The organism is Acidovorax sp. Leaf160 (assembly GCF_001424265.1).
GTDB lineage: Bacteria > Pseudomonadota > Gammaproteobacteria > Burkholderiales > Burkholderiaceae_C > Paracidovorax.
Genome location: NZ_LMOV01000007.1, coordinates 19978 through 43489, shown reverse-complemented (window position 1 = coordinate 43489; position 23512 = coordinate 19978). Strand labels below are relative to the sequence as shown.

The window sequence follows — 23512 nt, the reverse complement described above, 5'->3', positions numbered from 1 at the left end:
CGCACCATGGACGCGATGCCGCTGACCGTGACCGCCCTGGCAGGCCTGGCCTGGATCGGGCTGCTGGCGCTGGGCACCTGGTGCGCCAGCCTGCAACGCCACGACGCCAGCCTGGCGGACCGGGTCTGGGGGCTGTGCATCGCCGGGGCCGGCTGCGCCTACCTGGCGCTGCAGCCGGACAGCCACACCGGCATCCGCGGCCCGCTCATGGTGGCGCTGGCCACGGCGTGGGCCGTGCGCCTGTCGGCCTTCATCACCCTGCGCAACTGGGGCCACGGCGAGGACCGGCGCTACCAGGCGATCCGCGCGCGCAACCAGCCCCACTTCGGCTGGCGCAGCCTCTATCTGGTGTTCGGGTTGCAGGCGCTGCTGGCCTGGGTGGTGTCGGCCCCGCTGCTGGCCGGGGTGTGGGGCGACCGGCCCCTGGGCGCACTCGATGTGGCGGGACTGTCGCTGGCGTGCTTCGGCATTGCGTTCGAGGCCGTGGCCGACGCGCAGATGGCCCGCTTCAGGGCCGGGCGCGGGAACCAGGGCGCCGTGATGGATATGGGCCTGTGGCGCTACAGCCGCCATCCCAACTACTTCGGCGAGGCCTGCCTGTGGTGGGGCCTCTGGTGCGCGGCGCTTGGCGGCGCGGGCTGGGCCGCTGCGTGGACGGTGGTCTCTCCGGCGCTGATGACCGTGCTGCTGCTGCGCGTATCGGGCGTCACGCTGCAGGAAAAGGACATGAGCGACCGCCGCCCGGGCTACCGCGACTACGTCGCCCGCACCAATGCCTTCGTGCCCGGCCCCGTGCGACGGCGCTGAATGCGCGCCGGACCCCGTTTTCCCATCGCCCCCTCCACCCGCTCCGTCCACTCCGTCCACCCCCTCCCATCCACCCCACTCGACACAGGATGACCTCACCATGATCCGCCAGCTTGCCATCGCCTACGGTGTCTTCGCCGTTGTCTTCCTCGCGCTCGATGCGGTGTGGCTCAGCGCCATGGCCGACCGCCTGTACCGCCCGGCCATCGGGCACCTGATGCGCGAGGGCTTCGCCCTGGCGCCGGCGGCGATCTTCTATGTGCTGTATGTGGCCGGTGCCGTCATCTTCGCCGTGCGGCCGGGCCTTGCCAGCGGCAGCTGGGCGGCGGCGATGGGTTGCGGCGCGCTGCTGGGCCTGCTGGCCTATGCGACCTACGACCTGACCAACCAGGCCACCTTGCGCGACTGGCCCTGGACGGTGACGCTGGCCGACCTGTGCTGGGGCACCTTCGTCACCGCGATGTCGGCAGGCGCAGCGTGCGCCGTGGCACTGCGCTTCGGCTCGGACTGACCCGGCGGCGTAAACGAGGCCTGCCCACCCCGCCGCCGGTGCGCCGCGCGGCCCCGCAGGTCAAAGCCCGACGAGCCGGCCGATGACGCGAGCGATGCGGCCCGCCGGCAGCAGGCTGCCCTGCACGCTGGCCAGGCAGATGCAGACGCCGTCGCCCGACACCACGGGCTGGTGGTGCACGGTGTCGTCGGCGCCGTCGAAGTCGCCTGCCCCGTAGTGCTGGCGCCCATCGTGGAAGGAGCCGTACAGAACCTGCGTCATCTCCAGGTCGCTGTGGCTGTGCACCGGCAGCTTCTTGCCGGCCGCCATGCGCAGCAGGAAGAGGTTGCTGTCCGGCGCGTGCGGCACCGTCACCCGGCTCCAGTGCATGCCCGGGCCCACCCAGCGCCAGGGCGCCACGGTGCAGCCACGCAGTGCCTGCGGCCAGCGCACGCCGGGCGGCAGGGCCGGCCGGGGTGCCCGGGCGGGGGAGGCAACGCGCGGGGGGCGGGGCGAGGCGTCTTGCGCTTCGATGGCGGCCAGGGTGCGCGCCAGTGCCTCCGGCTGCAGTACAGCGGGCTCGGCGGTTTCCAGCAGCGCGCCGCCCCAGGCCTCGAACGCCTGCAGGCGCTGGCAGCAGTGAGGGCAGCGTTCGATGTGGCTGGCGACCACGATGGCGGGCCCGGCCGGCAACTGGCCTGCCGCATAGGCGAGCATCAACGCGTCTTCAGGATGGTGGCGGATCATGGCTCGAGCGCGCCCAGCAGCCGGCGCAGATGTTGGATGGCAAGCCGAACGCGCGACTTCACGGTGCCGAGGGGAATGCCCAGTTCCTGGGCAATGCGGGCATGCGGATGCTCTTCGAAGAACGACAGCCGCAGGATGTGCGCCTGCTCCTGCGACAGCTGGCGCAACGCGTCGCGCAACCGCGCTTCGCGTTCGTGGATGCTGAGCTGCTCGTCGGGTTGCGGTGCGCTGTCTTCCAGCGTGTCGGCATCGCAGTCGTCCCCGTCGACCGTCAGCATCTGGCCCTTGCGGCGCAGCTGGTCCACGCGCAGGTTGCGGGCGATGGTGAAGATCCAGGTGGAAACGCCCGCATGGCCCGCGTCGTACAGCGCGGCCTTGCGCCAGACGCTCACCATCGTTTCCTGCATCAGCTCTTCGGCTAGCGCCTCGGAACTGCCCAGCCGCATCAGGTAGGCTTTCACCCGGGGCGCGAAATGCTTGAACACGGCGGCAAAAGCCTGCCGGTCTTGGTGAGCCGCGACGGCGTGGAGCCAGGCGCTCAACTCGTCGCCGCTCGGCATCGCGCCGCTGGGAGGGTTCGTGGTCACGATCGACAGGTAGGACGGCCGCGACCTCGCCGCCGGGGCTGGCCAGTCTGACGGCGAAAAGGCGGTGGTCATGCTGCTGTTACGCAGCGCTCGCGGCATTAGATCACAGCGCCTGCGGGCCTTCGCGCGTGCGGAAATCCAAATGCCGCAGGTTGCCGTACAAGTCACATGTCGTATTTGCAAGTAGAAGAAAACCCCGCTACGGGGAGCCCTCGGGAGCGGGCAGTCAATCAGGAGTCGGGCAAGGCGCTGGATGTCGCCGTGATCGGCAGTGGCATCTCCGGCCTGTCGGCCGCATGGCTGCTGTCCGGATGCCACCGGGTGACGCTGTTCGAAGCCGAGCAGCGCCCGGGAGGGCACGCCCACACGGTGGACGTCGCCAGCGCCCAGGGGCGGGTGCCGGTGGATACGGGCTTCATCGTCTTCAACGAGGCGGCCTACCCCAACCTGACGGCCTTGTTCCGCCACCTGGACGTGGAGACCGTCGCCACCGACATGTCGTTTGCCGTGAGCCTGGACCGCGGCGCGCTGGAATACAGCGGCTCCGGCCTGGGCGGACTCTTCGCCCAGCGCCGCAACCTGCTGCGGCCCCGGTTCTTCGCGATGCTGCGCGACCTGGTCCGCTTCTATCGGCAGGCCCCGCAGCTGGCTGCGCAGTACGGGCTGGTGCCGCTGGACGACTTCCTGGACCGCCAGGGCTACGGCCGGGCCTTTCGTGAAGACCACCTCTATCCGATGGCGGCCGCCATCTGGTCCACGCCGGCCGATCAGGTCGGCCAGTATCCGGTGGAGGCCTTCGTACGCTTCTGCGAGAACCACCATCTGCTGCGCCTGGGCGACCGCCCCGCCTGGCGCACCGTGCGCGGCGGCAGCCGCAACTACGTGCAGCGGATGACGGCCGCCCTGGGGTCGCGCTTGCGGCTGGGCAAGGCTGCGGTGGAGGTCCGTCGCACGCCGGGCGGGGCGTTCGTGCGCACGGCGGATGCCCGCGAGTCCGGCCGGTTCGACCAAGTGGTCATCGCCACCCATGCGGACCAGGCCCTGCGCCTGCTGCCCCGTCCCAGCGACGACGAACAGGCCCTGCTGGGCGCGTTCGCGTACACCCGCAACCGGGCGGTGCTGCACACCGATCCGGCCCTCATGCCGCGCCGCCGGGCGGTGTGGTCCAGCTGGAACTACCTGGCAGACCGGTCGCAGTCGGATGGCCTGTGCGTGAGCTACTGGATGAACCGGCTGCAGCCGCTGCCGGCGGGCACGGACTGGTTCCTGACGCTGAACCCGCTGCAGGAGCCGGCTGCGCAGCACCACGTGTTCACGCAGACCTATGAGCACCCGCGCTTCGACGCTGCGGCGCTGCGGGCGCAGCGGGCGCTCTGGTCGCTGCAGGGCCGGCAACGCACCTGGTTCTGCGGCGCCTACTTCGGCTCGGGTTTCCACGAGGACGGCCTGCAGGCCGGGCTGGCCGTCGCGGAAGCCCTGGGCGGGGTGCGCAGGCCCTGGAGCGTGCCGGGCGAGTCGGACCGCATCCACCTGCCCGCGCCCGAGGTGCGCGCGGCATGAAAGCCGGCGCCGGCGCATCGGCCCTGTACGTGGGCTCGGTCGCGCACCAGCGGCTGCAGCCCCGCCGGCACCGGCTGCGCTACGGCGTGTACTACCTCTTGATCGACCTGGACGAGCTGCCCCGGCTGCACCAGCGGCTGCGCTGGTTTTCGGCCAACGCGTTCAACCTGTGCAGCTGGCACGAGCGCGACCATGGAGACGGCACGCCGGGCGGCCTGCGCGCCTATGTGGAGCGGCAACTGCAGGCGGCCGGTCTTCCCGCCGGCGGCGCGATCCAGCTGCTGACCATGCCGCGCATCCTGGGCTACGCCTTCAATCCGCTCACGGTGTATTTCTGCCGCGACGCGGCGGGCCGGCTGCAGGCCATCCTCTACGAGGTGAACAACACCTTCGGCGAACGGCACAGCTACCTGCTGCCGGTGTCACCTTCGGCCCGCGCGTCACCCGACGGTGCGGTCAGGCAGACATGCGCCAAGAACTTCCACGTCTCGCCCTTCCTGGGGCTGGACATGCACTACGACTTCACCGTGTCGCCACCGGGGCCGGACAGCCCCGATCTCGCCCTGCACATCGCCGCCCGCGCTGCGCAAGGCGCGCTGCTGACCGCCGATCTGCGGGCCGAACGCCGGCCGCTGACCGATGCCACCCTGCTGCGGGCGTTCTGGTCGCACCCGCTGCTCACGGTGAAGGTCGTTGCAGCGATCCACTGGGAAGCGCTGCAGCTGCTGGCCAAGCGCGTCGGCTTCCACCCCAAGCCGGCGCCTCCTGCGCAGGCGGTCAGCATGCCCGCGCGGGTGCCGACCCCACCCGCATCCACCGCCTCTCCTCCCCCCGGTCATTGACGACGCCGTCCGCTGCTGACTGACATGCACATTCCATCACCCCCTCCCTCAGAGCTGAACACCCGGCACTCGCGCGGCAGGTCCTGGCCGCTGCGCGGCGTGCTGCAGCGGCTGCTGCGCCACTTGCAGGTGGGCTCGCTGTCGATCACCCTGCCCGGCGGGTCGACCCTCGACGGCCAGGGCCCCCAACCCGGCCCGCGCGCGCGGCTGACGCTGCATCGCTGGCGCCCGGTATGGCGCCTGTTGACCAGCGGGGACATCGGGCTGGCGCGCTCGTACCGGGATGGCGACTGGTCCACGCCCGATCTCACCGCCTTGCTGGAGGTGGGCCTTCGCAACGAGGCGGCCTGGGGGTCCACCCTGCACGCCAGCCTGCCCGTGCGCTGGCTGCACCGGCTGGCGCATGGCCTGCGACGCAACACGCGGCGCGGCAGCCGCGACAACATCGCCTTCCATTACGACCTGGGCAACGAGTTCTACGCCGAGTGGCTGGACGCCAGCATGCTCTACTCCAGCGCGATGCACGTCACCGGCGCCGAGTCGCTGGAAGAAGCCCAAGCCATCAAGCTGCAGCGCATCCTGGATGAGCTGGACCTGCGCGAAGACTCGCAGGTGCTGGAAATCGGCTGCGGCTGGGGAGCGCTCGCAGAGCGCCTGGCACTGGCCGCGCCGCGCGGCCACGTCACCGCGCTCACCCTGTCCCAGGAACAGCTGCGCCACACCACCGGGCGCGTGCGCGCAGCCGGCGTGGGCCGGCGGGTGGATGCGAAGCTGCAGGACTACCGCGACGAGCAGGGCCGGTACGACCGCATCGTCTCCATCGAGATGCTGGAGGCCGTGGGCGAAGCGTACTGGCCCGCGTATTTCGCCGCCCTGCACGGCTGCCTGCGGCCCGGCGGGGTGGCGGTGGTGCAGGCCATCACCATCGCGCAGGACCAGTTCGCACGCTACCGCGCCGAGCCGGACTTCATCCAGCGCTTCATCTTTCCGGGCGGCATGCTGCCCACGGCCGGGATCGTGCAGGCCGAGGCCGAACGCGCCGGGCTGCGGCTGGTGAGCCGCGAGGCCTTCGGCCCGAGCTATGCGCTCACGCTGGCGGAATGGCGGCACCGCTTCCTGCGCGCCTGGCCGCGCATCGAAGCGCTCGGCTTCAACGAGGCGTTTCGCCGCCTGTGGGTGTATTACCTGTGCTACTGCGAGGCCGGCTTCCGGACCGGGCGGGTGGACGTGGCGCTCTACACGCTGGAGCGCGCGGATTCGGATGCGGACGCGGGTTCTCACGGGCGCGCAGCCGCCGAAAGCAGCTGAGCCAGGGAAGGTGCGAGGTGGAAGCCGGGTTCGCCCCGGCGCCCGGCGGAAGGCTGTCGCCCGCCGGGCTGGCGAGCCCACGCCCGGAAAGCAGACCGGGCTGGGCGCAAGGCCGCACGGACGCTGGCGAAAGGCGGGGGAAGAAAATGGTGCGGCTGGCGGGGATCGAACCCACGACCCTTGGCTTCGGAGGCCAATACTCTATCCACTGAGCTACAGCCGCATCGGATGAGCGCGCATGGTGCGCGGTCAAGCGGCGGATTATCGCACGCCCTCAGAGCCTGAAACCCAAGCCCTTGAGATAAGCGTCCACCACCGTGCGGCTGACGGCCACCAGATCGAAGTCGGCAGGGTTGAGCAACCAGATCTGCATCAACCCTTCGAAGACGGAGCGCAGCCCGATGGCCGCGCACTGTGCGCCCTGCGGCAGCGTGATGCCCTGCGCCGCGGCGGCGTCCTGCAGGTCGTCCTTCAGCTTCTGCTGAAAGCTGCCGCACTCCGACATGTGCCGGTCGCGCGCACTCGCCAGTTCGTCCACGTATTCGACACGGAACAGCGCGATCTCGAACACGCGGCAGGTCCGCGCATCGGTCGATATGCTGCGCAGCACGTAGTCGATGCGGTCACGCAGCCGCTGGAGCGGCTCTTCCTTCGCGCGGGAGAACGCTTCGTCGTCGTGCACCGCTTTCTGCAGCGGCGAGGTCGCGCGGTCCATCATCGCGTTGAACAGGTCGCCCTTGTCCTTGAAGTGCCAGTAGATGGCGCCCCGGGTCGCACCCGCCGCGCAGGCGATGTCGTTCAACGACGCGCGGGAGACCCCCTTGTCGTAGAAAACTTGCTCCGCTGCGTCGAGCAGACGCGAACGCGTAGCATCTGCATCCTGTTTGGTTCTTCTAGCCATGGGTGGGGATTGCCTCCTGCCCGGCGTCGTGAAAAGCGCCGTCGCAGTAATTATACATTCATGTTTGTATGTACAATCTGCGGTTTTTCCGAAACCCCTTCCCCGTGCCGGCGTGTGCCGACTGGGAAGCCGGCCGATCGGAATTCCCTTCTTTCCGCTTGTTGCCTTGCCTTGACTCAAAGGACTTCCATGCAGCGCCTGCCCGACGACTCCGCCCTCCACCCCGCCTCCCTGTCCCGCTTCGGCACCACCTCCTCGACCGTGGCCGCTGCCCTGGTGGCAGCACTCGTGCTGAGCGGTTGCGGCAAGAAGCCCGAAGAGGGCGCGGCCCCCGCACAGCAGCAGCAACAGCCGCCCGCCCAGGTGGGCGTGGTGACCGTGACTCCCGGTGACGTGGGCCTGGTCACCGAACTGCCGGGCCGGCTGGAAGCGTCCAGGGTCGCGGAAGTGCGCGCACGGGCTGCCGGCATCCTGCAAAAGCGCCTCTTCACCGAAGGCAGCGACGTCAAGGCCGGCCAGCGGCTCTTCACCATCGACAGCGCGCCCTACCAGGCCACGCTGGAAAGCGCACAGGCCAGCGTGGCGCAGGCCGAGGCCAACGTGGCGCAGACCAAGTCGCTGGCGGACCGCTATCGGCCGCTCGTGGCGGTGAACGCCATCAGCAAGCAGGAATACGACAACGCGGTCGCCTCGCAGAAAACGGCTGAAGCCAACCTGGCGGCCGCCCGCGCGGGCGTGACCTCGGCGCGCATCAATCTGGGCTACGCCGCGGTGACGGCGCCCATCTCCGGCCGCATCGGCCGTGCGCTGGTGACCGAAGGCGCGCTGGTGGGCCAGGGCACGGCCACCGAGCTGGCGGTCATCCAGCAGATCAATCCGCTCTACGTGAACTTCACCCAGTCGGCGGCGGACGCGCTCAAGCTGCGCACGGCGATCGCCAGCGGCAAGTACAAGCAGTCGGCCAGCGGCTCGGCCAACGTGCGCGTGGTGCTGGAAGACGGCAGCGTGTACGGCCAGACGGGCCGGCTGCTGTTCACCGACCTCACGGTGGACGCCACCAGCGGCCAGGTGACGCTGCGCGCCGAGATCCCGAACCCCGACCGCCTGCTGCTGCCCGGCCTGTACGTGCGCGTGCGGCTGGAACAGGCCCAGGTGGACAACGGCGTGCTGCTGCCGCAGCAGGCCGTGACGCGCTCGGCCAAGGGCGACACCGTGATGGTGGTGGGCCCGGACAACCACCTCACGCCCCGCACTGTGAAGCTGGGCCCGGCGCAAGGCACCAACTGGGTGGTGACCGATGGCCTCAAGGCCGGTGAAAAGGTGATGGTGGACGGCTTCCAGAAGCTGCCGCGCGGCAAGCCCGGCGACCCGATCGTCGTGAACCCCGTGCCCTGGCAGGCCCCCGGCGCCAACCCGGCCGCCGCCCCCGCATCGGCCCCTGCCGCGGCCCCCGCCAAGTCGTAAGAACAAAAACAAGGAGCGCGGCACATGGCCAAGTTCTTCATCGAACGGCCCATCTTTGCATGGGTCATCACGATCTTCATCATGGTGATGGGGGGTATCTCCATCACCAAGCTGCCGATTGCGCAGTACCCCGCCGTGGCGCCGCCGACCATCCAGGTGTCGGTGGCCTACCCCGGCGCCAACGCCCAGACGCTGGAAGACAGCGTGCTCGCGGTGATCGAGCGCGAGATGAACGGCGCTTCGGGCCTGGCGTATGTCGAGACGACCAGCCAGGCCAACGGCACCGGCTCCATCACGCTGAGCTTCGAGCCCGGCACCAACGCCGACCTGGCGCAGGTGGACGTGCAGAACCGCCTGTCGCGCGCCACGCCGCGGTTGCCGAGCGCGGTGACGCAGCAGGGCGTGCGCGTGGAGCAGTCGCGCTCGAACTTCCTGATGTTCGCGATGCTGACGACGGAAAACCCCGACGTGAGCATCGAGGCGCTGAACGACTACGCCGCCCGCAACGTGGTGCCCGAGCTGCAGCGCGTGGCCGGCGTCGGCACGCTGACGCAGTTCGGCTCGGAACGTGCCATGCGCGTCTGGGTGGACCCGGCCAAGCTCAAGGGCTTCAACCTGTCGCTGGACCAGGTGAATGCGGCGATCCGCGCACAGAACGTGCAGGTGTCCGCCGGCAACCTGGGTGACCTGCCCGCCGAGAACGGCCAGCCCGTGGCGGCCACCATCGTGGTCAAGGGCCAGCTCTCGACGGCCGAGCAGTTCGGCAACGTGGTGCTGCGCGCCAACACCGACGGCTCGTCGGTGCGCCTGCGCGACGTCGCCCGCATCGAGCTGGGTTCGCAGAGCTACAGCACCAGCGCGCGCCTCAACGGCAAGCAGGCCGTGGGCCTGGGCGTGCAGCCCACCCCGTCGGCCAATGCGCTGGCCACCGCCAAGGCCGTCAAGGCCAAGCTGGAAGAGCTCAAGAAATTCTTCCCGCAGGGCGTGAACTACGTGGTGCCGTACGACACCTCCAAGTTCGTGTCGGTCTCCATCGAGAAGGTGGTGCACACGCTGATCGAAGCCGTGGTGCTGGTGTTCATCGTGATGTTCCTGTTCCTGCAGAACTTCCGCTACACCATCATCCCGACCATCGTGGTGCCGGTGGCGCTGCTGGGCACGTTCGGGGCGCTGCTGGCGATGGGTTTCTCGATCAACGTGCTGACCATGTTCGGCATGGTGCTGGTGATCGGCATCGTGGTGGACGACGCCATCGTGGTGGTGGAGAACGTCGAGCGGATCATGGCCGAGGAAGGCCTGCCGCCGCTGCAGGCGACGCGCAAGGCCATGGGCCAGATCTCCGGCGCCGTGATCGGCGTGACGGTGGTGCTGATCTCGGTGTTCGTGCCGCTGGCCTTCTTCGCCGGCTCCACCGGCAACATCTACCGACAGTTCGCGGCGACGATGGCCACCTCCATCGCCTTCTCGGCCTTCCTGGCGCTGTCGCTCACGCCGGCGCTCTGCGCCACACTGCTCAAGCCCGTCGATCCGGACCACCATGCAGAGAAGAAGGGCTTCTTCGGCTGGTTCAACCGGTCGTTCAAGCGCACCACGCACCGCTACGAAAGCTGGATGGGCAAGCTGCTGCGCCGCGGCGGCCGCATGATGATCATCTACGCTGTGCTGCTGGGCGCGGTGGCGCTGGTGTACACCCGCCTGCCCACGTCGTTCCTGCCCAACGAAGACCAGGGCTACATCATCACCAACGTGCAGCTGCCCCCGGGTGCGGCGCAGTCGCGCACGTCGGCGGTGCTGTCGCAGGTGGAAGACTTCATGCTCAAGCAGCCGGAGGTCGAGAACATCGTCACCGTGGCGGGCTTCTCGTTCTCGGGCCAGGGGCAGAACGCGGGCCTGGCCTTCGTGATCCTGAAGGACTGGAGCGAGCGCGAGGGCGCAGACCACTCGGCCTCGGCCGTGGCTGGCCGCGCCTTCGGAGCGCTTTCCGGCATCCGCGACGCGTTCATCTTCGCGCTGAGCCCGCCGCCCATCCCTGAGCTGGGCACCGGCACGGGCTTCAACTTCCGCCTGCAGGACCGCGCGGCCCAGGGCCATGACGCCCTGCTGGGCGCGCGCAACCAGCTGCTGGGCATGGCGGCGCAGAGCAAGGTGCTGGCGGGCGTGCGCCCGGACGGCATGGAAGACGCGCCGCAGATGCAGATCGACATCGACCGCGACAAGGCCAACGCCCTGGGCATCACGTTCGACAGCATCAGCAGCGCGCTGTCCACGGCGCTGGGCTCGGCCTACATCAACGACTTCCCGAACCAGGGCCGCCTGCAGCGCGTGGTGGTGCAGGCCGACTCCGCGGCACGTATGCAGCCCGAGTCGGTGCTGGACCTGCCGGTGCTGAACAACAAGGGCCAGACCGTGCCGCTTTCGACCTTCGCGACCACGCGCTGGATCACCGGCGCCATGCAGACGGTGCGCTACAACGGCTATCCCTCGATCAAGATCGCGGGCGATGCCGGCCCAGGTTATTCCACCGGCGATGCGATGACCGAGATGGAGCGCCTGGCCGCCCAGCTGCCTCCGGGCTTCGGCTTCGAATGGACCGGCCAGTCGCGTGAGGAAAAGCTCGCCGGCTCCCAGGCCACCATCCTCTACGCGTTCTCGCTGCTGGCGGTGTTCCTGTGCCTGGCCGCGCTGTACGAGAGCTGGACCATTCCGGTGTCGGTGATGCTGGTGGTGCCCCTGGGCGTGCTGGGCGTGCTGCTGGCGACGCTGCTGCGCGGCATGTCGAACGACGTCTACTTCCAGATCGGGCTGGTGACCATCATCGGGCTCTCGGCGAAGAACGCCATCCTGATCGTGGAGTTCGCCAAGGACCTGCAGGCCGAGGGCAAGAGCGTGCTGGAGGCGGCGCTGGAAGCCGCCCACCTCCGGTTCCGCCCGATCATCATGACCTCGCTGGCGTTCACGCTGGGCGTGGTGCCCCTGTTCATCGCCTCGGGCGCCAGCTCGGCCAGCCAGCGCGCCATCGGCACCGGCGTGATCGGCGGGATGATCACCGGCACCGTGCTGGCGGTGGTGTTCGTTCCCGTGTTCTTCGTGCTGGTGCGCTCCTTCTTCAAGGGCAGCAAGCGCCAGCAGGAACACGACGCGCACCAGGCGCAGATGCACCGCCATGCGGAGGACGCGCAATGACGCCCTGCCGCGCCTTTCTGGAGAAACGATCCATGACGCACACCACTCCGTTCGCGCGCCCGGCCGCGCTGACCGCCGTGGCCCTGGCCGCGCTGCTGGCGGGCTGCAGCTTCATTCCGACCTATGAGCGGCCCGCCGCGCCGGTGCCGGCCACCTACGGCACGACGGCCGCCGCCGCGGCGGCATCGCCCGGCACGAACGTGGCTGCCAGCGCCGATGCGCGGGCGGCCGCCGACATCGACTGGAAGGACTATTTCTCCGACCCCCGGCTGCAGACGCTGATCGGCACGGCGCTGGCCAACAACCGCGACCTGCGCGTGGCGGCGCTCAACATCGAGCAGGCGCGCGCGCAGTTCCAGATCCAGCGGGCCGCGCAGTTCCCCGCGGTCAACGGCGTGGCCAATGCCGCCCGCCAGCCGAGCGCCACGACCGGGCAGTACGCGAACCAGTACCAGGTCGGCCTGGCATTGTCGGCCTGGGAAATCGACTTCTTCGGCCGCATCGCCGCGCTGAAGGAGCAGGCGCTGGCGCAGTACCTGGCGACCCAGGAGGCGCGCAAGGCGGCGCAGATCAGCCTAGTGGCGTCGGTGGCGACGGCCTGGTTCAACCTGCAGGCCGACGAGGAACTGCTCGACATCTCGCGCCGCACCCTCAGCACGCGCGACGAGTCGGTGAAGCTGACCCGGCTGCGGCTGGAGAACGGCGTCAGCTCCGAGCTGGACAACAGCCAGGCCATCAGCCTGGCCGAAACCGCCCGCGCCACCTACGCCCAGCAGCGCCGCCAACGGCTGCAGGACGAGAACACCCTTGCGCTGCTGCTCGGCCAGCCGGTGCCGGCCGACATCCTGGCCAGCCTGTCCTCCGCGCGGCTGGCCAATGCACAGCCCATGCCGCCGCTGCCGGCCGGCCTGCCCTCCGATCTGCTGACGCGCCGGCCGGACATCCGCCAGGCCGAGCAGCAACTGATCGCCGCCAACGCCAACATCGGCGCGGCGCGGGCCAACTTCTTCCCGCGCATCGCACTCACGGCCAGCGTGGGCACGGTCAGCAACGAACTGTCGGGCCTGTTCAAGGGAGGCAGCTGGGCGTTCTCGATCGCGCCGCAACTGGCGCTGCCGCTGTTCGACGCCGGCCGCAACCAGGCCACGCTGGAATCGGCCCGGGCCGGCCGCGAGATCGCGGTGGCGCAGTACGAGCGCTCCATCCAGTCGGCCTTCCGCGAAGTGGCGGATGCGCTGGCGGGAGAAGCCACGCTGCAGGACCAGCTCAACGCCCAGCGCACCCAGGCGCAGGCCGACAGCAAGCGCTTCGAGCTGTCGGACCTGCGCTACCGCAATGGCGTGGCCAGCTATCTGGACCTGCTGGACGCGCAGCGCTCGCTGTTCGCTTCGGAACAGAGCCTCGTGCAGACGCGCCTGCTGCGCCTGCAGAACCAGGTCGCGCTGTACCGCGTTCTGGGCGGCGGATGGAGCGAGGCGCCGCAAACCGCACCACGTTCTTGACATAGCGCAAGGGGGCGCGGGGGGCCGTTTTCCCCAACGGCCGCCCCGCAGGGCGACTCCTATAATGAAAATTCAAGGATAGCGAGCCCCCAAGCCCCACAGAGGACGTCATGAGCGACACCCACGAAGAAGCGCACACCGGACCGATCAAGAACCCCAAGCAGCTGCTGGTCACGGTCCTTTTTTCTTTCGTGCTTCCGATCTTCGCCATCATCGGTCTGGTGATGTTCGTGACTTCCGGCAACAAGCCAGCCGAGGGCAGCGCCAACCCCGAGAAGGCCGTAGCGGAACGCATCCAGAAGGTCGGCATGGTGGAAGTGCGCGACGCGAACCGGCCGCTGCGCCCGGGCGAGGAAGTCTTCAAGGGTCAATGCGCCGCCTGCCATGCCACGGGTGCCGCCGGCGCGCCCAAGCTGGGCGACGTGGCTGCCTGGGCACCGCGCATCCAGCAAGGCTTCGAGACGCTGGTGCAGTCGGCACTCAAGGGCAAGGGCGCCATGGCTCCGCAAGGTGGCGGCGAATTCGATGACACGGAAATCGCCCGCGGCGTGGCCTACCTCGCCAACGCGGCCGGTGCGAAGTTCGCCGAGCCTGACCGCCCCGGCGCGGCCCCCGCAGCGGGCGGGGCTTCTGCCGCTGGCGCTGGCGCTTCTGCCGCTGGCGCTGCGGCCCCGGCGGCTGCCGCATCCGGCGGCTGAAACCCTTGCGCCCAGGCGCCTGGCAGCAGCCAGCGCCCTTCTCCCTCCGAAGCCGGCTTGCAGCCGGCTTTTTTACGCCTTGGGAGGTGCGCCGTTGGGAGTGCCCGCCGCCTGTTGAGCGGGACTGCGCACGAAGCCGTAGCGCCCGGGCAGGTCGCTCGACTGCACAGACTCGGGCGTCCAGCGACCTTGCTCCAGGGCGTCTGCCACCTGCGGCACATCGAGCGTGTGCACCAGACCCAGGCCTGCACTGCACGCCAGATAGACATAGCCGTTTTCATCCACCAGGCACTGGCCCTGCCCGGTCAGACGGGTGCCGTTCTGGGCCACGGGGACGCCATCCGCGCCGAAGCGCCAGACGAGCGGCGTCGATTCCAGCTCCACATAGACGCGCTGGGGGCCGTTCTGGAAGAACCAGCGGCCCTCGGCGTCGGCCTCGTAGTTGCGCTGGATGAATTCGATCAGCTTGTCGTGCTGCAGCCGCGAGCCGCGCGACTGCGGAAAGGGGCCTTGTGCCTGCGTGGCGTCGTCGCGCATGTACCAGTGGCCGCGCGCGTCCAAACCCAGCCAGCCGTAGCAGTCGGGAACGTGGGGCCACTTGGCGATGGCCTGCCTGACGATGTCATCCATGGGCCGATTCTGCCTGGGCGGGCGGCAGGGGCGCGTAGGTGGCGGCGCCCTGCGCGGCCAGCCAGTCGGCCACCGCGTCCGGCATGGCCCGCACGTGCCCCGGGAAGGCTCCGGCCGGGAAGCCGACATGCCCGCCGCCAGCCGGCTGCCAGAGCGTGACGTGCCGGCCGACCTGCTGCGGCGTGGGCAGGCTGGCGGCCGGCACGAACGGATCGTTCAGCGCGTTGAGCACCAGCGCCGGCACGCGGATGGCGGGCAGCAGCGGCTTGGCGGAGGCTCGCTGCCAGTAGTCGTCGGTATCGCGGAAGCCGTGCAGCGGCGCCGTGAAGACGTTGTCGAAGGCATGGAGGTCGCGCGCCGCAAGCAGCGCATCGCGATCGAACAGGCCCGGGTGCTGCTGCAGCTTGGCCAGCGCCTTGGGCACCATGCTGCGCAGGAACATGCGGTTGTAGACCTGCCGGTTGAAGCCCCGCCCGATGGCGGCACCGCCCGCAGCCAGGTCGATGGGCGCGCTGACGGCGGCAACGGCAGCCACCAGATCGGCCGCCCGGCTCCCGGCCTCGGCCGCCCAGCGCAGCAGCGCGTTGCCGCCGAGCGAGACGCCCACGGCCCACACCGGCGCGGCTGGCGTCCCGGGCGGCGCATCGGCCGCCCCGCCCGCCCGCGCCAGCCGCTGCACCAGCCAGCCGATCTCTTCGTGGTCGCCGGAATGGTAGGCGCGGGGGCCAAGGTTGAGCTCGCCGCTGCAGCCGCGGAAGTGCGGCACGGCGAAGCGCCAGCCACGCGCGCGGGCCACGTCGGCAAAGGCTTCGGCATAGTGGCTGCGCGACGAGCCCTCCAGCCCGTGGAACAACACCAGCAGGGGCCGAGGCGAGGAGCCCCGGGGCGGCTCGGTCGCCATGTCCTGCGCAAGGAAGTCCACGTCCACGAAATCGCCGTCGGGCGTGGTCCAGCGCTCGCGGCGGTAGGCCGGTCCGGGCCCCACGGTGCGGCGGGCCATGAGCGCCGGCCAGATGGTTTGCGCATTGCCGCCCGGCAACCAGGCAGGCGCTCTGTATTTCATGGCATCAGGCGCAGAAAGGGCGGGCGCCCGTGGGCCAAAACCTCATCGATCCAGGACGGAACCGAAATCAGTGCAGCCTGCCTGCGGGTGGGGTGGACCCGGGCGCGGTGGCGGCCTGTACCGTGCCGGGGCTGGCATGGTGGGCCACCAGCCGCCAGCCCTGCGCGGTCTTGTGATAGACGTTGGTGGCCTGCACCACCGCCTCGCGCGGGCCGTCGGGCAGCATCACCTCCACCCGCTCGATCACGCTGTGCACGGCGCTGGCCAGCGCCTGCACGCGGTGCACCTGGGTCGGCCGGGCCCGCAGCGTGCCGTGCTCGAACATGGCCGCGAAGGCCGAGCGAATGGCGCCGGGGCCGAGCAGCCGCGGTCCGCCAGGGTGCACGCAGACGATCTCGTCGTCGTCCGCCCAGCAGGCCATCAGCCGGTCGATGTCGCCGGCCTGCAGTGCGTCGTAGAAGGCGGATTCGGTGTCGTCGGGGGAGCCGCCGAGCGTGGCGGCGCGCAGGGAAGATCGGGTCATGGCCGGGCGCGGGGGGTGGATGGCGATGCGCCATTGTCCGAGGCGCGGCCCGCCTTGTCACGGACAAAGGCCGCCGCAGCCAGCAGGCACAATGCGCCTTGCCCCGGTGGCCATTGGCAGTGTCGCCGGCTTCGCGGCGCCGGGGCGGCATCACCATGAAACGTCTTTTCGCCCTGCTTGCCGCCGTGCTCTCCCTCTCGGGCTGCGGCTACAACGACTTCCAGCGCCTGGACGAGCAATCCAAGGCGGCCTGGAGCGAGGTTCTCAACCAGTACCAGCGGCGCGCCGACCTGGTGCCCAATATCGTCGCCACGGTCAAGGGCGAGGCGGCCTTCGAGCAGGACACGCTGACCCGCGTGGTCGAAGCGCGCGCCAAGGCCACGTCGATCCAGGTGACGCCCGAGACGCTGAACAACCCGGAGGCTTTCAACAAGTTCCAGCAGGCGCAGGGTGAGCTGTCGGGCGCACTGTCGCGGCTGATGGTCGTCGCCGAGCGGTACCCGCAGCTGCAGGCCAACCAGGCGTTCCGCGATCTGCGCGTGACGCTGGAGGGCACCGAGAACCGCATCACCGTGGCGCGCAACCGCTACATCCAGACCGTGCAGGAATACAACGTGCTGGCCCGCAGCTTTCCCACCAACCTGACCGCCAAGGTCTTCAGCTACGACCCCAAGCCCAGCTTCACCGTGCAGAACGAGGCGCAGATCAGCACGCCGCCGACGGTGGACTTCTCGCGCCCGGCGGCCTCGCGCCCCTGACGCACTCGGTTCAGGGCCAAACATGCCATTCGCGCCGGTACTGCAAGCACTTCTAGCTATACTTTTGATAGCTACAGGCTGGCTGGCCCCGCCCTCGGCCGCGGCGCAGGCGCTGCTGCCGGTGCCGCCGCTGTCGGCGCGCGTAATCGACCCCACCGGCATCCTGTCGGCCACCGACCGCCAGGCGCTGGACACGCGGCTGGCCGGCATCGAGCAGCGGCATGGCTCGCAGGTGGTGGTGCTGATGGTGCAGACCACCCGCCCCGAAGACATCGCGGCCTATGCCAACCGCGTGGCCAACCAGTGGAAGATCGGCCGGCGCGACGTGGGCGACGGCGTCATCGTGCTGGTGGCCCAGCAAGACCGCAAGATGCGCATCGAGGTCGCCAAGGCGCTGGAAGGCGCGCTGCCCGACATCGCTGCCGCCCGCATCATCGACAGCGCCATGAAGCCCCGCTTCCAGCAGAACGACTTCGCGGGCGGGCTCACGGCGGCGGTCAATCAGATCGAGGCCCGCATCGCCGGGGAAGGGCTGCCGGTGCCTGGCGACACGCACCAGCGCTCCGGCAAGGCGCAGCCGGGAGACGGCTTCGATTGGACGGACCTGGCGGTGTTCCTGTTCTTCGGCGTGATGGTAGGCGGCCCGCTCGCCCGCCGCATCTTCGGCAAGGGGCTGGGCGGTCTGCTGGTGGGCGGCGGTGCCGGCGGGCTGGCCCTGCTGGTCACCTCCAGCCTGCTCATCGCGGGCGGCGTCACCGTGCTGGCGCTGCTCTATACCTGGCTCTTCGGTGGCCGCACGGGCACCGTCTGGCATGGCGGGGGCGGCGGCGGTGCTGCCGGCGGCCTGGGCGGCTGGGCCGGAGGCGCCGGCATGGGGGGCTGGGGCGGCGGCTTCGGCTCCGGGGGTAGCGGTGGCGGCGGCGGCGGTTTCAGCTCCGGCGGCGGCGGCGACTTCGGGGGCGGTGGCGCCTCCGGCGATTGGTAGGGGCAGGCCATGGCGAAGACACCCGACGGTTCATCCTCTTCCTCTTCCTCTTCCGCAGCCAAGCCCGGCGGCGCCGACCTGCGCCGGCCGGCGGCTCCTGCTGCTCCGTCCATCTGGCAACGGCTGGCGCGCATGTGCCGCCATCGCTGGTCCGAAGGCGCCGTGCGCCGAGCGCTACCCGACGACGCGCTGGAGCGGCTGACACGCCGCGTGGCCGCCAGCGAGCGGCGGCACACCGGTCAGATCCGCATCTGCATCGAGGGCGGCCTACCGTGGTCGTACCTGCTGCGCGGCGCCTGCGCGCGCGAGCGGGCCGTGACCCAGTTCGGCAAGCTGCGCGTCTGGGACACGGAGCACAACAACGGCGTGCTGATCTACCTGCTGCATGCCGACCATGCCATCGAGATCGTGGCCGACCGCGCCCTGGCCCGGGTCATCCCCCCGCAAGCGTGGCGCGACCTGGTGGCTGACATGGGAGCGGCCTTCCGCGCACGTCGCCACGAAGAAGGGCTGACGGAGGCGCTGGCAGAGGTGTCGGCGCTGCTGGTTGAGCACTTCCCCGCTGTGCAAGCAGAAGCTGCAACGGGGGGATCGGGCGCGGTCGTGGGCGGAGGCGCCGATGAGGGACTGCCAGATGCCCCGGTGATGTCGCGCCGGGCGGGCCGCGCGGACTGAGGCAGGCGGGGCCTCCCGCCCCACATCCCGCCAGCGCGAGGGCTGGGGACCCGGCCGCCCATTACGCCGTGACCTTGCCAGGCCGGCAGTGGCGGCGCCCCCGGGTAGCGGCCTCGATAGCGATGGGCGATGGGCGATGGGCCACCTGCAGTCACCGGTCGTCGAACGGCCGAACCCCCTCCCCATGAAAAAAGCCGCCCGGAGGGGCGGCTTTGTTTGCGTTGCTGCCTGCCAGAGCGCAAAGCCCGGGTTGCAGGCCTGCGGTGGCGGGTGCAGCCCAGCCAGGCTCAGCGCTTCTGACGGAAGCGGCGCAGCGCGGCGATCTGGGCGGCCATGACGGCCAGCTCGGACTGGGCCTTGGCCAGGTCGAGATCGCTCTTGGCGTTCTTGAGCGCTTCTTCGGCGGCGGCCTTGGCGGCGCTGGCCTTTTCGTCGTCCAGGTCCTTGCCGCGGATGGCGGTGTCGGACAGCACGGTCACGCGGTCGGGTTGCACTTCCAGGATGCCGCCGGCGACGAAGACGAACTCTTCATTGCCGTCGGCCAGTTCGATGCGCACGGAACCGGGCTTGATGCGCGTGATCAGGGGCGTGTGCTTGGGCAGGATGCCCAGCTCACCCGCTTCGCCCGGCAGCGCCACGAAGCGCGCCTCGCCCGAGAAGATGGACTCCTCGGCGCTGACGACATCGACGTGAAAGGTGTTGGCCATGGGTCGTTCCTTCAATGTTCAAAAAGTGGGAGCAAGCGGTCGTTGCGGCACTCGGCACTCGGGCCACCCGGCGCAGTGAAAGGCTCGAAGACCGTCCACACGCCGAGGGCAGGCGCCCGGCCGCCCCGGCAGGCTTACGCCAGCTTCTTGGCCTTTTCGAAGGCTTCGTCGATGGTGCCGACCATGTAGAACGCCTGCTCCGGCAGGTGGTCGCACTCGCCAGCCACGATCATCTTGAAACCACGGATGGTTTCTGCCAGGGGCACGTACTTGCCTGGCGAGCCCGTGAACACTTCGGCCACGTGGAATGGCTGCGACAGGAAACGCTGGATCTTCCGGGCGCGAGCCACGGCCAGCTTGTCTTCGGGAGCCAGTTCGTCCATGCCCAGAATGGCGATGATGTCGCGCAGTTCCTTGTAGCGCTGCAGCGTGCCCTGCACACCGCGGGCGACCGCGTAGTGCTCCTCGCCCACGACTTGCGGGTCGAGCTGGCGGCTGGTGGAGTCCAGCGGGTCCACGGCGGGGTAGATACCCAGCGAAGCGATGTCACGCGACAGCACCACGGTGGAGTCCAAGTGGGCGAAGGTCGTCGCAGGGGATGGGTCGGTCAAGTCATCGGCAGGCACGTACACGGCCTGGATGGAGGTGATCGAGCCGACCTTGGTGGAGGTGATGCGCTCTTGCAGGCGGCCCATTTCCTCGGCCAGCGTGGGCTGGTAGCCCACGGCGGAAGGCATGCGGCCCAGCAGTGCCGACACTTCGGTACCGGCCAGCGTGTAGCGGTAGATGTTGTCCACGAAGAACAGCACGTCACGGCCTTCGTCGCGGAACGACTCGGCGATGGTCAGGCCGGTCAGCGCCACGCGCAGACGGTTGCCTGGTGGCTCGTTCATCTGGCCGTAGACCATGGCGACCTTCGACTCCTCGAGCTTCTCGAGGTTCACGACGCCGGAATCGGCCATTTCGTGATAGAAGTCGTTGCCTTCACGGGTCCGCTCGCCCACACCAGCGAACACCGACAGACCGCTGTGGGCCTTGGCGATGTTGTTGATGAGTTCCATCATGTTCACGGTCTTGCCCACGCCGGCACCGCCGAACAGGCCCACCTTGCCGCCCTTGGCGAACGGGCACACCAGGTCGATCACCTTGATGCCGGTTTCCAGCAGCTCTTGCGATGGCGACAGTTCGTCGTACGCAGGCGCCTTGCGGTGGATCGAGGCCGTCAGGGCCTGGTCAACCGGGCCGCGCTCGTCGATGGGCGCGCCCAGCACGTCCATGATGCGGCCCAGGGTGGCTTTGCCGACGGGCACGCTGATGGGGTTGCCGGTGTTGGACACCACGATGCCGCGGCGCAGGCCGTCGGACGAACCCAGGGCGATGGTACGCACCACGCCGTCACCCAGCTGCTGCTGCACTTCCAGCGTCAGGGTGGAGCCTTCGAGCTTCAGGGCGTCGTAGACCTTGGGCATCTGGTCGCGTGGGAACTCCACGTCCACCACGGCGCCGATACATTGAACAATCTTGCCCTGAACGCCAGTGTTCATTAGGGAATTCTCTTGAGCCATTTTTCTCGCTCCAAATAAATTTGTCTGTCGAGCTGTTTACACAGCGGCGGCACCGGACACGATCTCGGACAGTTCCTTCGTGATCGCCGCCTGACGCGTCTTGTTGTAGACCAGCTTCAACTCGCCGATGACGCTGCCAGCGTTGTCGGTGGCAGCCTTCATGGCCACCATCCGCGCCGACTGCTCGGACGCCATGTTTTCAGCCACGGCCTGATAGATCAGCGATTCGACATAGCGAACCAGCAGCTCGTCGATGACGCTCTGTGCATCGGGCTCGTAGATGTAATCCCAGCCGTGCTCGGTGGCATCGGCCTGCATCTGCTCGGAGGACAGGGGGAGCAGACGCTCCACCACCGATTCCTGCTTCATGGTGTTGATGAACTTGGTGTAGCTGAGGTACACCGCGTTGATCTTGCCTTCGGCATAAGCGTCGAGCAGCACCTTCACGGGGCCGATGAGCTTGTCGAGATGCGGCGTGTCGCCCAGGCCCGTGACGTGCGAAACCACCTTGGCGCCGACACGGTTCAGGAAGCCCAGACCCTTGTTGCCAATGGCCACGGCTTCGGTGGACACGCCAGCGGACTGCAGGTCGCGCAACTGGGTCGTCACGGCACGCAACACGTTGGTGTTCATGCCGCCGCACAGGCCCTTGTCGGTCGTCACCACGATCATGCCGGCCACCTTGGCGTCCGTGTTTTCCTTCATGAAAGGATGCACGTATTCCGGATTGGCCTGACCGAGGTTGGCCGCGATGTTGCGGATCTTGTCGCTGTAGGGACGGGCAGCGCGCATCCGGTCCTGCGCCTTGCGCATCTTGGATGCGGCCACCATTTCCATGGCCTTGGTGATCTTCTTGGTGTTCTCCACCGATTTGATCTTGCCGCGTATTTCCTTGCCTGCTGCCATGAGGTTTCCTCGTTCGGTTTAGGCGAACGACTTCTTGAACGCGGTGATCGCAGCCGTCAGCTCGGCTTCTGCGTCCTTGTCCATGGCCTTGGCCTGCTCCAGCTTGGCGAGCAAAGCGCCATGGCTGGTCTTCAGGAACTGGTGCAGGCCGTGTTCGAAGTCGAGCACCTTCTTCACTTCGATGTCGTCCATGAAGCCCTTGTTCACCGCGAACAGCGTGGCACCCATCAGCGAGATGGGCAGCGGGCTGTACTGGGCCTGCTTCAGCAGCTCGGTCACGCGGGCACCGCGGTCCAGCTGCTTGCGGGTGGCTTCGTCCAGGTCGGATGCGAACTGCGCGAAGGCAGCCAGCTCACGGTACTGGGCCAGATCGGTACGGATACCGCCGGACAGGCTCTTGATGATCTTGGTCTGGGCTGCACCACCGACGCGCGACACCGAGATACCGGCGTTGATGGCGGGGCGGATACCTGCGTTGAACAGGCTGGTTTCCAGGAAGATCTGGCCGTCCGTGATCGAGATCACGTTCGTCGGAACGAAGGCGGACACGTCGCCGGCTTGCGTTTCGATGATCGGCAGCGCCGTCAGCGAACCCGTCTTGCCCTTGACTTCACCCTTGGTGAAGGCTTCGACGTAGTCGGCGTTCACGCGGGCTGCACGCTCCAGCAGACGGCTGTGGAGATAGAACACGTCGCCAGGATAGGCTTCGCGGCCTGGTGGGCGGCGCAGCAGCAGCGAGACCTGGCGGTAGGCCACGGCTTGCTTGGACAGGTCGTCATAGACGATCAGGGCGTCTTCGCCGCGATCGCGGAAATATTCGCCCATCGTGCAGCCGGAATAGGCCGACACGTACTGCATGGCCGCCGATTCGGAGGCCGATGCCGCCACCACGATGGTGTATTCCATGGCGCCGGCCTGCTCGAGGGCACGCACGACGTTCTTGATGGAGGAAGCCTTCTGGCCGATGGCGACGTAGATACACGTCACGCCCTGGCCCTTCTGGGCAATGATGGCGTCGATGGCGACGGCCGTCTTGCCGGTCTGGCGGTCACCGATGATCAGCTCGCGCTGGCCACGGCCCACGGGCACCATCGAGTCGATGGACTTCAGACCGGTCTGCAGCGGCTGGTCCACGGACTTCCGGGCGATCACGCCGGGAGCGACCTTTTCGATCACGTCCGTCAGCTTGGCGTTGATGGGACCCTTGCCGTCGATCGGCTGGCCCAGCGCGTTGACCACGCGGCCCACCAGTTCGGGACCCACGGGCACTTCCAGAATGCGGCCCGTGCACTTGACGGTGTCGCCTTCGGAGATGTGTTCGTACTCGCCCAGGATCACGGCGCCGACGGAGTCGCGCTCGAGGTTCAGCGCCAGGCCGTAGGAAGGCTGGCCGTCCTGCGTGGCGGGGAACTCGAGCATTTCGCCCTGCATCACGTCCGACAGGCCATGCACGCGCACGATACCGTCCGACACCGACACCACGGTGCCCTGGTTGCGGATGTCGCTGCTCGCTGCCAGACCTTCGATGCGGCTCTTGATCAGTTCAGAAATTTCTGCGGGATTGAGTTGCATGACTCTTTCCTTCTTTCTTTGGTTAGCCCAGACCTCAAG

General features: G+C 68.8%; 22 protein-coding genes and 1 tRNA gene. 12 read left to right on the top strand and 11 right to left on the bottom strand.

Features of this window, described 5'->3' with window-relative positions; translation table 11 throughout:
* Positions 1–6 precede the first annotated feature (6 nt).
* Both ASF94_RS05135 and ASF94_RS05130 read left to right on the top strand, forming a co-directional pair.
* A complete protein-coding gene (locus ASF94_RS05135) occupies positions 7–807 on the top strand; it encodes a DUF1295 domain-containing protein (RefSeq protein WP_056662576.1) in 801 nt (266 codons plus the stop codon).
* A 100-nt stretch (positions 808–907) separates the two neighbouring features.
* Entirely contained in the window at positions 908–1318 is a 411-nt protein-coding gene (locus tag ASF94_RS05130; RefSeq protein ID WP_056662573.1) for a DUF2177 family protein, read from the top strand.
* A gap of 60 nt (positions 1319–1378) precedes the next feature.
* Here the strand turns inward: ASF94_RS05130 and ASF94_RS05125 are convergent, their stop codons facing one another.
* Positions 1379–2044, bottom strand: a complete 666-nt coding sequence (locus ASF94_RS05125; protein WP_056662570.1) for a ChrR family anti-sigma-E factor — start codon at positions 2042–2044, stop codon at positions 1379–1381.
* Positions 2041–2631, bottom strand: coding sequence for a sigma-70 family RNA polymerase sigma factor (locus ASF94_RS05120; RefSeq protein ID WP_235505268.1), 591 nt, complete (start codon positions 2629–2631; stop codon positions 2041–2043). Before ASF94_RS05120 ends, ASF94_RS05125 begins: the two co-directional genes overlap by 4 nt.
* A gap of 249 nt (positions 2632–2880) precedes the next feature.
* Between ASF94_RS05120 and ASF94_RS05115 the strand changes: the two genes are divergently transcribed.
* The 3 genes from ASF94_RS05115 to ASF94_RS05105 are packed head-to-tail and all read left to right on the top strand — an operon-like array spanning position 2881 to position 6341.
* Positions 2881–4191: an NAD(P)/FAD-dependent oxidoreductase gene (locus ASF94_RS05115; protein ID WP_235505271.1), complete on the top strand. Its 1311-nt coding sequence runs from the start codon at positions 2881–2883 to the stop codon at positions 4189–4191.
* Entirely contained in the window at positions 4188–5033 is an 846-nt protein-coding gene (locus tag ASF94_RS05110; RefSeq protein ID WP_056662564.1) for a DUF1365 domain-containing protein, read from the top strand. Before ASF94_RS05115 ends, ASF94_RS05110 begins: the two co-directional genes overlap by 4 nt.
* A 24-nt stretch (positions 5034–5057) precedes the next feature.
* Positions 5058–6341 carry a cyclopropane-fatty-acyl-phospholipid synthase family protein gene (locus ASF94_RS05105; protein WP_056662562.1) on the top strand — a complete coding sequence of 428 codons (1284 nt, stop codon included), beginning with the start codon at positions 5058–5060 and terminating at the stop codon, positions 6339–6341.
* A gap of 147 nt (positions 6342–6488) precedes the next feature.
* Here the strand turns inward: ASF94_RS05105 and ASF94_RS05100 are convergent.
* Together ASF94_RS05100 and ASF94_RS05095 are read right to left on the bottom strand one after the other, a co-directional pair.
* Positions 6489–6564: transfer RNA gene (locus tag ASF94_RS05100), tRNA-Arg, on the bottom strand.
* Between the two features lie 51 nt (positions 6565–6615).
* Complete coding sequence (locus tag ASF94_RS05095; RefSeq protein ID WP_056662559.1) at positions 6616–7242, bottom strand: TetR family transcriptional regulator; 627 nt, start codon at positions 7240–7242, stop codon at positions 6616–6618.
* A gap of 189 nt (positions 7243–7431) precedes the next feature.
* Between ASF94_RS05095 and ASF94_RS05090 the strand changes: the two genes are divergently transcribed.
* The 4 genes from ASF94_RS05090 (at position 7432) to ASF94_RS05075 (ending at position 14089) form a co-directional block, all read left to right on the top strand.
* Positions 7432–8706 (top strand): efflux RND transporter periplasmic adaptor subunit, encoded by a 1275-nt coding sequence (locus tag ASF94_RS05090; protein WP_056662556.1) that lies wholly within the window; start codon positions 7432–7434, stop codon positions 8704–8706.
* A 24-nt stretch (positions 8707–8730) separates the two neighbouring features.
* On the top strand, positions 8731–11889 hold the full coding sequence (locus tag ASF94_RS05085) for an efflux RND transporter permease subunit (RefSeq protein WP_056662553.1): 3159 nt from the start codon (positions 8731–8733) through the stop codon (positions 11887–11889).
* A gap of 32 nt (positions 11890–11921) precedes the next feature.
* Positions 11922–13391, top strand: coding sequence for an efflux transporter outer membrane subunit (locus tag ASF94_RS05080; RefSeq protein WP_056662551.1), 1470 nt, complete (start codon positions 11922–11924; stop codon positions 13389–13391).
* Between the two features lie 110 nt (positions 13392–13501).
* Entirely contained in the window at positions 13502–14089 is a 588-nt protein-coding gene (locus tag ASF94_RS05075) for a c-type cytochrome (RefSeq protein ID WP_056662548.1), read from the top strand.
* Between the two features lie 72 nt (positions 14090–14161).
* Here the strand turns inward: ASF94_RS05075 and ASF94_RS05070 are convergent, their stop codons facing one another.
* The 3 genes from ASF94_RS05070 to ASF94_RS05060 form a co-directional block, all read right to left on the bottom strand.
* Entirely contained in the window at positions 14162–14719 is a 558-nt protein-coding gene (locus tag ASF94_RS05070) for a DUF2946 family protein (RefSeq protein WP_056662543.1), read from the bottom strand.
* Positions 14712–15782, bottom strand: a complete 1071-nt coding sequence (locus ASF94_RS05065) for a YheT family hydrolase (protein WP_056662541.1) — start codon at positions 15780–15782, stop codon at positions 14712–14714. The genes ASF94_RS05070 and ASF94_RS05065 overlap by 8 nt, the downstream gene beginning before the upstream one ends.
* 67 nt (positions 15783–15849) lie before the next feature.
* Entirely contained in the window at positions 15850–16305 is a 456-nt protein-coding gene (locus tag ASF94_RS05060) for a nuclear transport factor 2 family protein (RefSeq protein ID WP_056662538.1), read from the bottom strand.
* Between the two features lie 155 nt (positions 16306–16460).
* On the opposite strand from ASF94_RS05060, the gene ASF94_RS05055 reads away from it, so the two are divergent.
* The 3 genes from ASF94_RS05055 to ASF94_RS05045 all read left to right on the top strand — a co-directional run bounded on the left by ASF94_RS05055 (position 16461) and on the right by ASF94_RS05045 (position 18723).
* Positions 16461–17063 carry a LemA family protein gene (locus tag ASF94_RS05055; RefSeq protein ID WP_056662655.1) on the top strand — a complete coding sequence of 201 codons (603 nt, stop codon included), beginning with the start codon at positions 16461–16463 and terminating at the stop codon, positions 17061–17063.
* A 22-nt stretch (positions 17064–17085) separates the two neighbouring features.
* Positions 17086–18048, top strand: coding sequence for a YgcG family protein (locus ASF94_RS05050; protein WP_056662534.1), 963 nt, complete (start codon positions 17086–17088; stop codon positions 18046–18048).
* 132 nt (positions 18049–18180) lie between these two features.
* Positions 18181–18723 (top strand): TPM domain-containing protein, encoded by a 543-nt coding sequence (locus ASF94_RS05045; RefSeq protein ID WP_235505270.1) that lies wholly within the window; start codon positions 18181–18183, stop codon positions 18721–18723.
* Between the two features lie 287 nt (positions 18724–19010).
* On the opposite strand, the gene ASF94_RS05040 is transcribed toward ASF94_RS05045, so the two are convergent.
* The 4 genes from ASF94_RS05040 to atpA form a co-directional block, all read right to left on the bottom strand.
* On the bottom strand, positions 19011–19430 hold the full coding sequence (locus ASF94_RS05040) for a F0F1 ATP synthase subunit epsilon (protein ID WP_056662531.1): 420 nt from the start codon (positions 19428–19430) through the stop codon (positions 19011–19013).
* A gap of 134 nt (positions 19431–19564) precedes the next feature.
* Entirely contained in the window at positions 19565–20995 is a 1431-nt protein-coding gene (gene atpD / locus ASF94_RS05035; RefSeq protein ID WP_056662527.1) for a F0F1 ATP synthase subunit beta, read from the bottom strand.
* A gap of 36 nt (positions 20996–21031) precedes the next feature.
* Positions 21032–21901, bottom strand: coding sequence for a F0F1 ATP synthase subunit gamma (gene atpG / locus ASF94_RS05030; RefSeq protein WP_056662525.1), 870 nt, complete (start codon positions 21899–21901; stop codon positions 21032–21034).
* A gap of 18 nt (positions 21902–21919) precedes the next feature.
* Complete coding sequence (gene atpA / locus ASF94_RS05025) at positions 21920–23473, bottom strand: F0F1 ATP synthase subunit alpha (protein ID WP_056662523.1); 1554 nt, start codon at positions 23471–23473, stop codon at positions 21920–21922.
* Positions 23474–23512 lie beyond the last annotated feature (39 nt).